9 protein-coding genes are annotated in these 12763 nt (G+C 72.3%); 2 read left to right on the top strand and 7 right to left on the bottom strand.

From position 1 onward, the window contains the following. Positions 1–44: 44 nt before the first annotated feature. Positions 45–4202 (bottom strand): hypothetical protein, encoded by a 4158-nt coding sequence (locus tag D7X12_RS17125; RefSeq protein WP_120626338.1) that lies wholly within the window; start codon positions 4200–4202, stop codon positions 45–47. Positions 4203–4362: 160 nt separating this feature from the next. Beyond that, positions 4363–5304 carry an RluA family pseudouridine synthase gene (locus D7X12_RS17130; RefSeq protein ID WP_120626339.1) on the bottom strand — a complete coding sequence of 314 codons (942 nt, stop codon included), beginning with the start codon at positions 5302–5304 and terminating at the stop codon, positions 4363–4365. A gap of 133 nt (positions 5305–5437) precedes the next feature. On the opposite strand from D7X12_RS17130, the gene D7X12_RS17135 reads away from it, so the two are divergent. Continuing rightward, positions 5438–6958, top strand: coding sequence for a peptidase M3 (locus D7X12_RS17135; RefSeq protein ID WP_120626340.1), 1521 nt, complete (start codon positions 5438–5440; stop codon positions 6956–6958). 74 nt (positions 6959–7032) lie between these two features. Here D7X12_RS17135 and D7X12_RS17140 read toward each other — a convergent pair whose 3' ends face one another. The 3 genes from D7X12_RS17140 to D7X12_RS17150 all read right to left on the bottom strand — a co-directional run bounded on the left by D7X12_RS17140 (position 7033) and on the right by D7X12_RS17150 (position 9291). Next, the gene (locus D7X12_RS17140; RefSeq protein WP_120626341.1) at positions 7033–7383 is read right to left on the bottom strand and encodes a hypothetical protein; all 351 of its coding nucleotides are present in this window, start codon (positions 7381–7383) and stop codon (positions 7033–7035) included. Positions 7384–7531: 148 nt separating this feature from the next. After that, the gene (locus D7X12_RS17145) at positions 7532–8074 is read right to left on the bottom strand and encodes a hypothetical protein (protein WP_147443703.1); all 543 of its coding nucleotides are present in this window, start codon (positions 8072–8074) and stop codon (positions 7532–7534) included. 161 nt (positions 8075–8235) lie between these two features. Continuing rightward, on the bottom strand, positions 8236–9291 hold the full coding sequence (locus D7X12_RS17150) for a hypothetical protein (protein ID WP_120626343.1): 1056 nt from the start codon (positions 9289–9291) through the stop codon (positions 8236–8238). Between the two features lie 107 nt (positions 9292–9398). On the opposite strand from D7X12_RS17150, the gene D7X12_RS17155 reads away from it, so the two are divergent. Next, a complete protein-coding gene (locus tag D7X12_RS17155; RefSeq protein WP_120626344.1) occupies positions 9399–10340 on the top strand; it encodes a DUF2058 family protein in 942 nt (313 codons plus the stop codon). 85 nt (positions 10341–10425) lie between these two features. Here D7X12_RS17155 and D7X12_RS17160 read toward each other — a convergent pair whose 3' ends face one another. Both D7X12_RS17160 and D7X12_RS17165 read right to left on the bottom strand, forming a co-directional pair. Continuing rightward, entirely contained in the window at positions 10426–11607 is a 1182-nt protein-coding gene (locus D7X12_RS17160) for an acyl-CoA dehydrogenase family protein (protein WP_120626345.1), read from the bottom strand. A 66-nt stretch (positions 11608–11673) separates the two neighbouring features. Next, the gene (locus tag D7X12_RS17165; protein WP_120626346.1) at positions 11674–12675 is read right to left on the bottom strand and encodes a DUF1028 domain-containing protein; all 1002 of its coding nucleotides are present in this window, start codon (positions 12673–12675) and stop codon (positions 11674–11676) included. Positions 12676–12763 lie beyond the last annotated feature (88 nt).

Genomic DNA, 12763 nt, shown 5'->3' on the forward strand with positions numbered 1-12763 from the left:
GTCCTCCTCGGCCGCGTTCATCGACGGGACGTCGGTGTTGGCCGTCACCTCGTCGGACAGGTCCTTGCGGCTCGCGGGAATGAGGCCCGTGGTGACCGGAGGCGCCACGAGCACCGAGGGCGGCGGCCTGGGTCCTTCGCGGTGCCGCGTGCAGCCTTGGCGGAAGGAGTACGGGCCGTGGCGCTGGGCCCCGGGGCGGACTCCGCGAGCGAGGGAGGGCTTCCGGATGGAGCCTTGGCGGACTCGGAGCGGCGCGAAGCTTCTGTGCTCGGAGACGCGGCTGCGACCGAAGCGTGCTTTCCGGATGGAGCCTTTGCGGCGGCGCCCTTCCGAGCGCCCGGTGCCACCTCCGCGACGGATGCGTGGCTGCCCGACGGTGCCTTCACGGCAGCCGTGGGCTTCGCCTCGCTCCGGGCCTTGCGCGAAGCGGCGATGGAATCTGGAGCGTCCGGGGCCGCGCTTGAAGCCCTCGCGTTCCCGGAGAGGTCCCCGGTCGCAGTGGAGCCCTGCGGCGCACCCGCGTCCACCCTGGCCGCTGACTTCGGAGCCGCACCGTCCTTCGCCCGGGCCGAGCGCTTCGCGGACGCAGCGGAGGTCGCGTCCTCCTCGGCCGCGTTCATCGACGGGACGTCGGTGTTGGCCGTCACCTCGTCGGACAGGTCCTTGCGGCTCGCGGGAATGAGGCCCGTGGTGACCGGAGGCGCCACGAGCACCGAGGGCGGCGGCACACCGGGCGCCGGCGGAGGCGCGGTGCGCGGAGGTTCGGGCGGCGGCGGGCGGGCGCGATCCTCCCGGGCCTTGCGCAGGCTCTCGGCGCGACGTGCGTAGATGCGGGCGCGCTCCGCGTTGTGCAGCACTTCGCGGCAGAAGAGCGCGAGTCGCTCCCACGTGCGCTGGCGCTCCTCGTCGCTCTCCGTGGCGGTGGCCGCGTTCTCCATCGCCCAGGCGGCCTCGCCCAGTTGCTCACGCTCGATGCAGCGTTCCGCGAGCAGCAGCCACGCTTCCTTGTGCCCCGGCTCGAAGCGCACCGCCTGGCGCAGCTCCGCCAGCGCCGCGCCCGCGTCCCCCATGGCCTCCAGCGTGGCCACGCGCTCCAGGTGCGCCTTGCGCGCGGCGGGTCCCCGGGGCTCGCGGGCAAGCTGCGCATGCAGGAGCTGGCTGAGCGCGGGCAGGTCCCCCAACCGACGCGCGAGCGCCAACAGGTGCTCCCGGGGCTGCTCATTGTCGGGACTCTCCGCGAGCACTTCAGCCCAGGCCCACTGCGCGATGCGCAGGTCGCCGAGGGACTCCTCCGCCGTCTGCGCGAGCACCCGCAGGGCGTCCAGACGATCCGGAGCGCGGCGGGGCGCGGCGGCACAGGCGGCGCGCAGGCGTTCGGTAAAGGCAGCGCGCTCCTTATCGGAGGCACAGCGCACAAGCCCCGCGAGCACGGGCAACAGCCCCGGCACGAGCGCGTCCGCCGCCTCGAAGTCCTCGCGCGCCTTGGAGCGAGAGCCCATGTTCAACAGCCGCTCGCCGCGCGTCAGCAGGGCAATGGCCCGGGCCCGCGAGGTCCTCGCCCGCTGGATGGCGTCGTCGAGCGCACGGCGGACGATGGATGCGTCCTCGCGCTGGGACAGCAGCCGTACCTGTTCACGCAGGGCGGTGCGCTCGCCGGTCAGTTCGACGATCTCCCGGTACATGCGCGCGGCACCCGCGGAGTCCTGGAGCTCGTTCTCCATCACCTCCGCGAGCCGCGTGAGGGCTTCGGCCCGCTCGGGCGCGGCCTTCGCGCGGTCGGCACGCTTGAGGTACAGCTGGGCCAGTTCGCGCCACGCCTGGCGCGCGATGAGCAGGGACTCCTGACGCTGCGAGCGGGCCAGCTCCGCGCCCTCTTCCGGCGTGAGCGCGGCGGGAGGCGCGGCGGGAGGCGCGGCGAGCTCCGCGTCAGCGTCTGCGCCACTCCCTGTCGGTTTCACGGAAGGGAAGCGGCCGGAGTCGCGCGTCGGCGGGGTCGCGGCCTGGGGAGGACCCGCATCCGGCGGAGCAACGACGACCTCCGAGGTCGATTCCTCCTCGTCGAACGCAGGATTCGAAGCGGCGGGAACCAGCACGGTGGTCCGCCGGAGCGAGGGAGCCGGCGACTTCGTGCGCGACTTCTTGTCGCCCGTCCGGGTCGAACCCGAAGCGTCCTTGTCTGTCTCCGCATCGCTCCGCGCCGGAGGGGTGATCTCCGACGTCGGCTCTTCTTCGTCGAAGGCCTTCGACGGAGCACCCGGGACCAACACGGAGTCGAGCGGGCGCGGCGGAATCATCTCCGACGTCGGCTCGTCTTCGTCGAACGCCTTCGACGGAGCGCCCGGGACCAGCACGGAGTCGAGCAGGCGCGGCGCACCCCGCTGCGACGTGAGCGTGGAGTCCCGGGGCGCCGGAGCCTGTGCTCCCGATGCAGTTGCCTCGGGCTGTGCGGCCGGGTTCGGAGTGGCAGCCGACTTCGCGGCGAGGTCCTTCGCGGGGGCGGCTTCCGTCCGCGCAGCATCGAGCGATGAAGACTGCTCCTGCGCAGCAGTCGACTTCGCTTCACGCTCCTTCGCGGATGCAGCTGCCGTCGGCGCAGCATCGAGCATCGAGGACGGTTGCAGCGCAGCAGTCGGCTTCGCTTCGCTCGCCTTCTCGGAGGCAACCGCCGTCGGCGCAGTATCAAGCGACGAAGGCTGTTCCTGCGCAGCAGTCGGCTTCGCTTCGCTCGCCTTCACAGAGGCGACTTCCGCCAATGCGGCATCGACTGATGCGGACTGTCCTGGCGCAGGTGCCGACTTCGCGTCGCGCTCCCTCGAAGAGCCGCCTACCTCCAACAACGCGGCATCGACCGATACGGGCTGCTCTGGCGCAACAGTCGACTTCGCGTCGAGGTCCTTCGCAGAAGCGCCTTCCGCCAAGGCATCGAGCGATGAAGACAACTCCGGCGCAGCAATGGACTCCGCGTCGAGGTCCTCCGCGGAGGCGGCTTCCAGCAACACGGCATCGCGCAGTGCGTTCGAATCCGGCGCCGAGGTCGACTTCGTACCGGGTTCGTTCGGAGGACCGGCTTCGGTCGAAGCGGAATCACCCGGTGCGGACGACCCTGTCACCACGGTCGAGTTCGCGCTGAGTTCCTTCGGCGATCCATCCGATACCGGAGCGCCCTGCTGCAACGGGCTCGGGGGCACCGCGGAGCCACCATCGAGCGAACCCGGGTGAGCCCACTTCTCCTGCGGGACGTCGACCGACGAAGCCCCACCTGACTTCTCTTCGGCCACCTGCGCCACGTCGACGGTCGGTGACACCTCCAGCGTCGTCACCGACGGCACGGCAGAAGGCGCAGGGCCGGAGACCGCAGCCGCGGAGTCCCCCGTCACGAACGGGAACTCCGTCGAATGGAAGGACAGCGCCGCGTCGGCACGCCCAGCCGCTGGAGCCTCCTCCTCGGCCACCGGCTGCGTCGCGGCCCCGTCAGCGGGCCCCACCGGTCCGCCACTCCCACCGGCGTCCACCGGGCCCGTGTCCCTCGCTCCAGGCGAAGCCACCGCCCTCTCCGCAGGAGTCACCGCGCGGGCCCTGCCCGGTCCTTCATCCTCCCAGGGAAACTCCGGTCCTCGCGCCGCCGCACGCCCCACCGCCGCCCACTCGCCCAGCGGCACCTGCACCGTCGCGGCCCTCGCCGAGGCCCCCTTCACCACCTCCACGGGCACCGTCGGCAGCTCCAGCACGGTGTTCCCGCGCTCCGGATCCGACAACGCCAGGGCGGACACCTCCACCGTCTTCGTCCGGGACTCGTCGTCCTCCGGCTCCTGCCGCGACGGCGCGCCCTTCGCCACCCGCTCGCGCAGCACGTCCATCACGAAGCGGGCCCGCGCGTCGCCCGGCGCATCCATCAGCAGCAGGCCGTTGAGCACGGCCGCGGCGCGCGCCTCCTGACCACTGCGGCGCAGCACCCTCGACAACTGCCGGCGCACCTCGCGGCGCACCTCGCCCCGCTCGGCCACCATCGCCGCATCCAGCAGGGAGATGACCTCGCGCTCCGTGCCCGCCCGCAACGCGTGCCGCACCAGCACGGCCGCGAGCCGGGGCGTCATCGGCAGCGTGCGGCTGGCGGCGACCAGCCCGGAGTACGCCCGGGCCGCCTGTCCCTCCCGAAGCAGGCGGGCGGCGTCCTGGCAGACCTGGGCCAGCGCGCCTCGCACGTCTTCGCCGCGCAGGGCCCTTCCAGGTCCGCGCGGGGAAGGCTCCGGCGTTCCAGGACCTTTGCCGTTTCTCCCGCCACCCATGAGGTTCCCAGTCTACACACGATGCGCCGGACGGTGGGGCCCTGTCCTCCCTCCCCGGGCAATCCCGGTTTCCGCTTCAGGAAGCAGCGTCCCCGCCCCCGATGGGGCCTTCGGGCACCTGCACTCCCGCCGCGACGAAGAACGCCCGCAGGTCCTCCGGCACCGCCGCCTCCAGCCGCAGCGGCTGACCCGTGCGCGGATGCCCCAGCTCCAGCGCCTGCGCATGCAACAGGCAGCGCGGCGCCTTCAGCCCTCCCGCGCTCCCCGCCCCGCCATAGCGCGCGTCCCCCAGGATGGGCGTCCCCAGCGCCGTCAGGTGCGCGCGGAGCTGGTGCGTGCGACCCGTCCTGGGCAGCAGCTCCACCAGGCAGAACGCATCGCCCGCGAACAGCGTGCGGTAGTCCGTCCACGCGGGCACGCCGTTGGCCGCGCGGGTCGCCCTCCAGCGCCCGGGCCGCGACGGATCCTTCGACAGGGGCAGGTCCACCGTGCCGCCCGCCGGAAGCCCCGGCCCCGTCGCCGCGAGGTACCGCTTGCGCGCGGTGCCCTCCCGGAACGCCTCCGCCAGCGCGGCCGTGGCGGACGCCGACTTGCCGAACACCGTCACCCCGGACGTCTCCCGGTCCAACCGGTGCACCAGCCCCGCCGTGCCCCCCAGGTGCGCGCCCACGAGGTCCACCAGGCTTGTGCCCACGCGCCCCTCCGAGGGCTGCGCGTTCAGGCCCGCGGGCTTGTCCACCGCGATGACGTCCGCGTCCTCGAAGAGCACGCGCAGGGGCGCGGACGGCCCCACGGCCTCCAGCGGACTCTGCCCCGCCTCCTCCAGCACCACGGTCACCACCTGCGCGGACTGGAGCTTCACCGCCCCGTCGCGCGCCCGGCGGCCCGCCACGTACACCGCGCCCACCTCCACCAGCCGCCGCGCGTCCGCCACCGGCAGCCCCAGCTCCGCCGCCACCGCGTCCGCCAACGCGCGGCCCACGTGCGCGCCCTCTCCCCGGAACGTGCGGCGCTTCATCGCGCGCCCTCCCCTTCCACCCGGGACGTGAGGGGGGCATGCAGCCAGACGGCGGAGGCGGAGCACATGGCGCGACACTCTATGCGCGCCATCCCTGCCGTGACGCGGGCTTCCTGTTACCTTCCGCGCCGCCATGGACCGTCCCCTGCATACCGTCCGGTCGCGGCTGGATGACTTCCTCGCCGAGCTGGCCACCCTCCAGTACCGCTACGGCGCGGGCCTCTCCCCCGACCTCCCCGTCGCGCGCCTCCACGCCTCCTTTCCGGAGTTGTCCTCGCTGGAGACCTTCTCCGCCGCCAACGAGGCGCTCGCCAAGGCCCGCCTTCGCGAGGACACCCTCGCCGTGCGCCGCATCACCCTGGTGCGCGAGCTCATCGCCACCCAGGTGGAGGAATCCCTCGCCACCCGCGCCGGGGACGCCGTCGTCGCGCTGGAAGCGCACTCGCACATCCCCGCGGATGACCAGACGCTGTCGCTCTCCCAGGCCCTGGCCCAGCTTCCCCGCGAACAGAACCGCGCCCGCCGCGCCCTGCTGGAGCGCGGCGCCGGCAACTTCCTGTGGGAGCACCGGGGCCCTTATGGAGACCGGCGCGACGCCGCCCTCCAGGCCGCGGAGCAGCTGGGCTTCGCGAACTACCCCGCCCTGCGCCAGGACGTCACCGGCATTGACGCGGGCAAGCTCGCCGAGGCCGCCGAGGAGACGCTCCGCGCCACCGAGGACGCCTACCGCGACGTGCTGGGCTACGTGCTGCGCAAGATTGAACCGAACCTGCGCGCGCTCCCCGGCGGCGAGGCCCGGCGCCACGACGTGCAGGCCGCCATGCGCGCCCCGTGGATGGATGCCCACTTCCGGCGCGAGGACACCCTGCCCGCCGTGATGCGCTGGCTGTCCGACTGGGGCCTGCGCCCCGACGCGGGCGGACGCATCCGCCTGGACGACGAGGCCCGCCCGGGCAAGGCGTCACGCCCCTTCGTCGCCGCCGTGCGCGTGCCGGACGAAATCCGGCTCGTCCTCCAGCCCCGGGGCGGCCTGGACGCGCTGGGCGACCTGCTCCACGAGCTGGGCCACGCCTGGCACCTGGCCCACGTGGACGAGGACGCCCCCATGGAGCTGCGCCGGCTGGGGGACGCGTCCGTCACGGAGGCGTACGCGACCACCTTCGAGCGGCTGCTGCTGTCGCCCGCGTGGCTCAAGCGCTACCTGCACCTGCCCTCCGGCACGGTGAAGGACTCCGTGCGGCTGTCCGCGTTCCACGCGCTGACGGTGCTGCGCCGGCACTGCGCGAAGCTGCCCTACGAGCTGTCGCTGTCCACGAAGGGCGCCTCCGCCGACCGCGCCGACGAGTACGCCGACGGTCAGCGCCGCGCCCTCTTCGCGCAGCCGCACCCGGGCTTCTTCCTGCATGACGTGGATCCGCAGCTCTACGTCACCCGCTACCTGCGGGCCTGGGCCCTGGAGCCCCGGCTCACCGCGTACCTGCTCGAGCGGTTCAACGAGGACTTCTGGCGCAACCCGGCCGCCTTCGCCTGGCTGCGGGGACTCTTCGCGCGGGGCGGCGCCGCGGACGCGGAGGGGCTGGCCATGGAGATCTCGGGCACGCCGTTGGCGTTACCCGAGGCGGGAGCGCGCCTCGTGGCCATCCTCAACCAGTAGGGGCTTCACGCCCCCTGTGGCACCACCCCGACGCCCTGCGAGGGGCGCCGACGCTTCGGCGCCTGCTTCGGCGCCTACTTCTTCTTCGTGCGCAGCGCGCGGACGATCTTGTCCTTCGTCGCGTTGGCCGGAGCCTCGGGCGTCCGGGCCGCGGCGGGCGCCTTGGAGGCGTTGGCCGCCGTGCGCGTCTGGCCGGTGCGCGCGCGCATCGCCTTCATCAGCTGCATCTCGATGACGAGCAGCTCGTCGGCGAGCTCCGCGTTGGCACCCGCGGCGCGAGGCAGCGGCGCGGTCTTGCTGGCGGCACCCGCTCCATGCCGCATGCGCAGGGCCTTCTCCTCCTCGGCCGTCAGCGTCGTGGACTTCTCCAGCGCCGCCTTGACGTCTTTCGCGGTCAACGTGCTACTTCCGACCTTGCGCTCCATCTCCGCTCCCTTCGTTGTGCACGCCTGAACACCCGAGCATGTCAGATGCGTCTGGGCCGCAACCGACGAGGATTGTAGGGGACGCAAGAGGGCCGTCAAAATTTCTTCCAACAGGTCGCTGCCAATCTGTAGCGACCCGCCCCACCTGCTACAGGCGCATCCCCAATCCCAGGAAGACGGACGTCAGGCTCTGCCGGTCGCCGGAGAAGGGGTCGCCGCCGGCGGAGAAGTTCTGGTAGCGCGCCTCGCCGGAGAGGAAGAAGCCCCTCCCCACCTCCACGCCCACGCCGCCGCTGAACTCCACGCCCACCTGGAGCACGCGGCTGCCCAGCGCGTCCGGGGCTGACGGCTGCGGCCTCGCGTGGGGCACGAGCAGGCTGGCCCCCAGGCCCAGGAAGGGCCGCACCCGCGTGTCCCCCAGGGGCACGAAGCGCACCGCCATGGGCGTCACCTCCGTGAGGTGCCGGCCGGACGCCAGGTGGCCGCCCACCTCCAGCACCGCCCCCGTCTTGCGGTACGCCCAGCCCAGGCCGGCGGTGTAGCCCACGCTGCGCCCCACCTCCGCGCCCTTGAGCACGTAGGCCCCGAGCGGCGCCACGGTGACACCCAGGCTTCGGGGAGACTCGGCGAGGGCGGGGGCCGCGAACAACGCGAGCCCGCAGCACGCCAGGGAGAGGGCGGAGCGGAACATGCCCCACCCCCAGAGCAAGGCGAGGGCCAGGGGGATTCCCAGCCACATCAAGCACTTGCGAGCGGCCTCTCAACTTTTGAGAGGCCCGGTAGGACATGGCCGTCACAGCCTTTGAAGCCGTGGGGCGTCCAACGGGTCCGGGCGCGCCCGGACCGGGTGTGTCAGGTGCCTTCGCCCTCGTCCTCGGGCTCGGGCTCGGCTCCGGGCTTGGCGGGGGTGGTGGCGCCGGGGGTGGTCGGGGAGTCGCCGGGCTTGCCGCGCGGGATGCCGAAGTAGTCCAGCGCGTCCGCGATGCCCTGGGGCTTGTCCGCGTCCGGCAGGAAGTCCTGGGGCGGCTGGAGCTTGGGGTCCTTCCCAATCTCCGTGAGGCTCGACTCCAGGGTCATGCGCAGCTCGGCCGCCTCTGTCGTCTTCTCCTGGGGCACGCCGATGCGCCCGTCCAGCCGGGCCTTGAGGACGACGGACGTCTGCGCGTCCACCAGCACCTCGCCCTCCAGCGAGCGCGGCGTCCGGTGGGTGAAGAAGTTCGCGCGGCGCTTCGTCGTTTCGTCCGCGCCGGAGCGGGGCGCGAAGGCGGCGGGCATCTTCTGCGCGGTGACGCCCTCCAGGGCGGGGCCCAGGGACACGGCGTACTTCCACGCGGTGCGGCCCTCGTGGGTGACGGTGCCGGCGGGGGTCAGCTTGATGCGGCCCTGGAAGAGGCTGTCGAAGTCGCGGATGGCGCCGGTGAGCTCCGTGCGGGTGCGCTCGGCCATGCCGCGGTCGCGCAGGCGCTGGCGGTAGGGGCCGTAGCGGTTGCGCGCGAAGACCTGGCCCTGCACGCGCATGACCTCCAGGCCCTGGTCGCGGGAGTTCTCCAGGATGCCGTGGAAGTCGCCGTTGACGCCCCCGGGGCCGGCGCGGAAGGAGCGCGTCTCCGTGAGCTTCACGGGGTTGTTCCCGTTGGGACCGGCCCACTCGTAGCTGAGGGTGGACTGGAAGAAGTGCGGGCCCAGCCGCTCGGTGACCTCCGCGGCGTCCATGCCCAGGATGCGGCGCGACACCTGGGGGTTGTCCGCGACGTCCTCCGGCGGCAGCTTCTGCTTCGCGGAGGCGACGACCTTCGGCGGGTCCTCCGGCGAGAAGATGCGGGCCTTGGCCGCCTTGTCGACCGGGTCTGAGCAGCCGGTGGCGGCCAGGACCAGGGCAAGGGCGGCGGACTTCGTCAGACTTCTCACGGAACCTCCACGACACGGAACGGCGGGGGCGGCAAGTTACGTGGGGGCCACAGGAGCGGCAAGCGGTGGCTTGCGTGCAGCCGTGCAAGGGATAGAACGCCCAACCCATGCAGAACCTGCGAGACAAGTTGTTGAAAGCGGGCCTCGTCTCCGAGGAGCAGGCCAAGAAGACCGAGTCTTCTCCCACGCCTCCCCGACGACCGGCCTCCCCCCCTGGGGACGACCGGGGGAGCGCTCCACGCGCCCCCGCCCACCGGGGACGTGACGAGAACCGGACATCGGGAGGCCCGCCGCGTCGAGACGACCGCGGAGGTCCGCCGCGCCGCGAGGGCGGTGGAGGAGCCGGAGGTCCGCCGCGCCGTGAGGGCGGTGGCGCCGGTGGCCCCCCACGCGGTGGAGGCGCCGGAGGTCCGCCGCGCCGCGAAGGCGGTGGAGGCTTCCGGGGACCGCAGGGCGGGTTCGCCGCGTCCGGGCGTCCGGCCGCGACCGACAAGCCCATCCCCAAGCTGCCGCCCCTGCCGGGCTCCAAGGCCTACCAGCGCGCCGAGTCCAAGAAGCAGGTGGAGCTGGACCGGGCGCTGCGCGAGCTGGTGCTGGGCTCGCAGGTGCCCCAGGAGCCGGGCGAGACGACCTTCTACTTCATGACGCGCAAGGGGAAGCTGCGCCGCATGGAGCTGTCCCCCACGCAGGCCAAGCAGCTGGAGGAAGGCGAGCTGGGCATCGTGGAGCGTCCGGAGCCCGCGCAGATTGAACACTCGCTCGTGCCCGCCACCGCGGCCGAGCAGATGTTCCAGCTGTCCGCCAAGTCCGTGCGCTTCTTCAACCGCAAGGACAGCCCCGTCGGCTTCATGAACGACGAGGAGCTCAAGGCGCAGCAGGCCGCCGAGGCCGCCGGCACCGCGCCGGAGATCCCCGACGAGCCCGTGGCCGCCGCGACCGAAGACGATGGGTCCGACGAAGCCGAAGCCGAAGCCGAGGCCGGCTCCGAACCGACGGCGGACGCCGCGCCCGAGACGGGCACCGGCAACGAGGGCGGCACGCAGTCCTGATTTCCTTCCCGTGCCCTCCCCTCCTCCCCACCGGGAGCGAGGGGAGGCGCGGCCTTCCACCTCCGACGCTCGAAGCGGCAGCGGCTCAGCCGAACGCGTCGATGCCGGTGATGGCCTTGCCGAGCACCAGCGTGTGCACCTCGTGGGTGCCCTCGTAGGTGAAGACGGACTCCAGATTGAGCATGTGGCGCACCGGCGGGTAGTCGTCGGTGATGCCGTTGGCGCCGTAGATGCTCCGGGCCACGCGGGCAATCTCCAGCGCGCTCTTCACGTTGTTGCGCTTGGCCAGGCTCACCATCACCGGGTTGCTCCTGCCTTCATCCTTGAGGCGCGCGAGCCGCAAGCTCAGGAGCTGCGCCTTCACGATCTCCTGGAGCATGTCCGCCAGCTTCTCCTGCGTGAGCTGGTAGCCGGCAATGGACTTGCCGTCGAACTGCGCGCGGGAGAGCGCGTACTCGCGGGCGCCCTCGAAGCAGGCGATGGCCGCGCCCGTCACCGCGAACGCGATGCCCGCTCGCGCGTTGTTGAGGCACGACAGCGGCCCCTTGAGGCCCACCACGCCGGGCAGCACGTTGCGCTCCGGAACGCGCACGTCCTGGAAGGTCAGCTCGCTGGTGAGCGACGCGCGCAGGGAGAACTTGCCGGGAATCTCCCGGGCGCTGAAGCCGGGCATCCCCTTCTCCACCAGGAAGCCGCGCACGGACTCCGCGCCACCGTCCTCCGTCTTCGCCCACACCACCGCGACGTCCGCGATGGAGCCATTGGTAATCCACGCCTTGGTGCCGTTGAGCACCCAGCTGTCGCCGTCCTTCCGGGCGCGGGCGCGCATGCCGCCGGGGTTGGAGCCGAAGTCGGGCTCGGTGAGGCCGAAGCAGCCGATGAGCGTCCCCTTCGCCATGCCCGGCAGGAAGCGCGCCTTCTGCTCGTCACTGCCGAAGGTGTGGATGGGGAACATGCACAGCGAGCCCTGCACCGACGCGAAGCTGCGCAGGCCGGAGTCCCCCCGCTCCAGCTCCTGGAGGACGAGCCCGTAGCTGACGGTGTTCATCCCCGCGCAGCCGTACCCCTGGAGGTTCGCGCCCAGCACGCCCAGCTCCGCGAGTCCCGGGACGAGGTGCGCGGGGAAGGTGCCGTCGCGGAAGTGCCGCCCGATGATGGGCAGCACCTCCGCGTCCACGAAGCGGGCCACGGAGTCGCGGGCGGCCTTCTCCTCGGCGGACAGCAGGTCGTCGATGCGGAACAGGTCGGTGATGTCGGCGCGGGGCATGCCGGGGTGCTTAGCGTCGCACTCCCGGAGCCGTCAAACGGACCCGCGGGTCCGGCACCCGGTGCTTCACTCCCCGCCGGGGACGAGCGCCTTCGGGTCCGCGTCGCGCAGGAAGTTGACCAGCGGACCGTCGATCTTCCGCTGGCCGTCCACCACCACGGTGGGCTTGAGGAAGAAGAGGGTCGCCCAGTTGAAGTCAGACAGCGCCTGCTCGGCGGCGTCGTTCCAGATGCCGTCCACGACCCCGGTGTAGTACCCGGCCTTGGACAGCGCGCCCTTCACGGTCTTCGCGGTCTCCGCGCTGAGCGGGATGAGGTCCGCCGCGTACGGCGCCGCGATGCCCGCCTGGTAGCGGTTCATCTCCACGTCCAGGTCCTTCAGCGCGGTCCTGCTGCTGTGCACGACGGCGTCCGCCAGCACCTTCGTGTAGAAGGTCGATTCGTTCTCCGAGGTCCAGACGCGGATGACGCCGGAGCGCTCGCCGTTGTTGTCCTGCCCCACGCGGGCCCCCAGCTTGAGCGACGCGAGCAGCCGCTGCGGAAGGCTTCCCTTGGCGCGCTGGAAGCCTGCGGCCATGGCGTTGCACATCTCAGCGGTGGTCTGGTTGTTGGCCTGCACCACGAAGGTGGCGCCCTTCACGGCGCAGCGCTGCGGGGTGTTCTGCGCGCCGGTCTGCTGGCCCACGGTGATGGTGCCGTCCGGCTTGAGCTTCACCACGGCGAGCTGGCGGTAGTCCGCATACGGATCCACGGAGAACACGTAGTCGACGGCGGCCTGGGCCGTGTCGCCCGCGTCCGTGCGGGCGATGGCCGCCTCGGCGTCATCCACCGAGGGGTAGAACATGGTGGCCACCGCCACGTCCGGGCGGCCGTAGGGCACGAGGCCGCTGATGCCCGCGGGGAAGGAGATGCTGGCCACGCCGCACGACTTCTCCACGGCGTCGCACGCGACGATGGCGCGCGTGCCCAGCAGCCGCGGGTTGATGGGGCCCGGTGCCGCCGCGAAGGCGGAGGTGGAGGCGAGCATCAGGGACGACACGGCCAGCAAGCCACGCTTGAAGGACTTCATATGCAGGAGACCTCTGGAGTTGGGGGGGCCGGGTGTCTGCCATCCGCGCCCGGCGGCGCTGCTGCTCCATGAAACGCACGTCGCACGC

Source organism: Corallococcus sicarius (assembly GCF_003611735.1).
Taxonomy (GTDB): domain Bacteria; phylum Myxococcota; class Myxococcia; order Myxococcales; family Myxococcaceae; genus Corallococcus; species Corallococcus sicarius.

Bases quoted from the DNA above. Each gene is read 5' to 3' on its own strand.
- D7X12_RS17130 (WP_120626339.1), bottom strand. From the start codon at position 5,304: ATGAAGCGCCGCACGTTCCGGGGAGAGGGCGCGCACGTGGGCCGCGCG.
- D7X12_RS17155 (WP_120626344.1), top strand. From the start codon at position 9,399: ATGCAGAACCTGCGAGACAAGTTGTTGAAAGCGGGCCTCGTCTCCGAG.
- D7X12_RS17135 (WP_120626340.1), top strand. From the start codon at position 5,438: ATGGACCGTCCCCTGCATACCGTCCGGTCGCGGCTGGATGACTTCCTC.
- D7X12_RS17140 (WP_120626341.1), bottom strand. From the start codon at position 7,383: ATGGAGCGCAAGGTCGGAAGTAGCACGTTGACCGCGAAAGACGTCAAG.
- D7X12_RS17160 (WP_120626345.1), bottom strand. From the start codon at position 11,607: ATGCCCCGCGCCGACATCACCGACCTGTTCCGCATCGACGACCTGCTG.
- D7X12_RS17145 (WP_147443703.1), bottom strand. From the start codon at position 8,074: ATGTTCCGCTCCGCCCTCTCCCTGGCGTGCTGCGGGCTCGCGTTGTTC.
- D7X12_RS17165 (WP_120626346.1), bottom strand. From the start codon at position 12,675: ATGAAGTCCTTCAAGCGTGGCTTGCTGGCCGTGTCGTCCCTGATGCTC.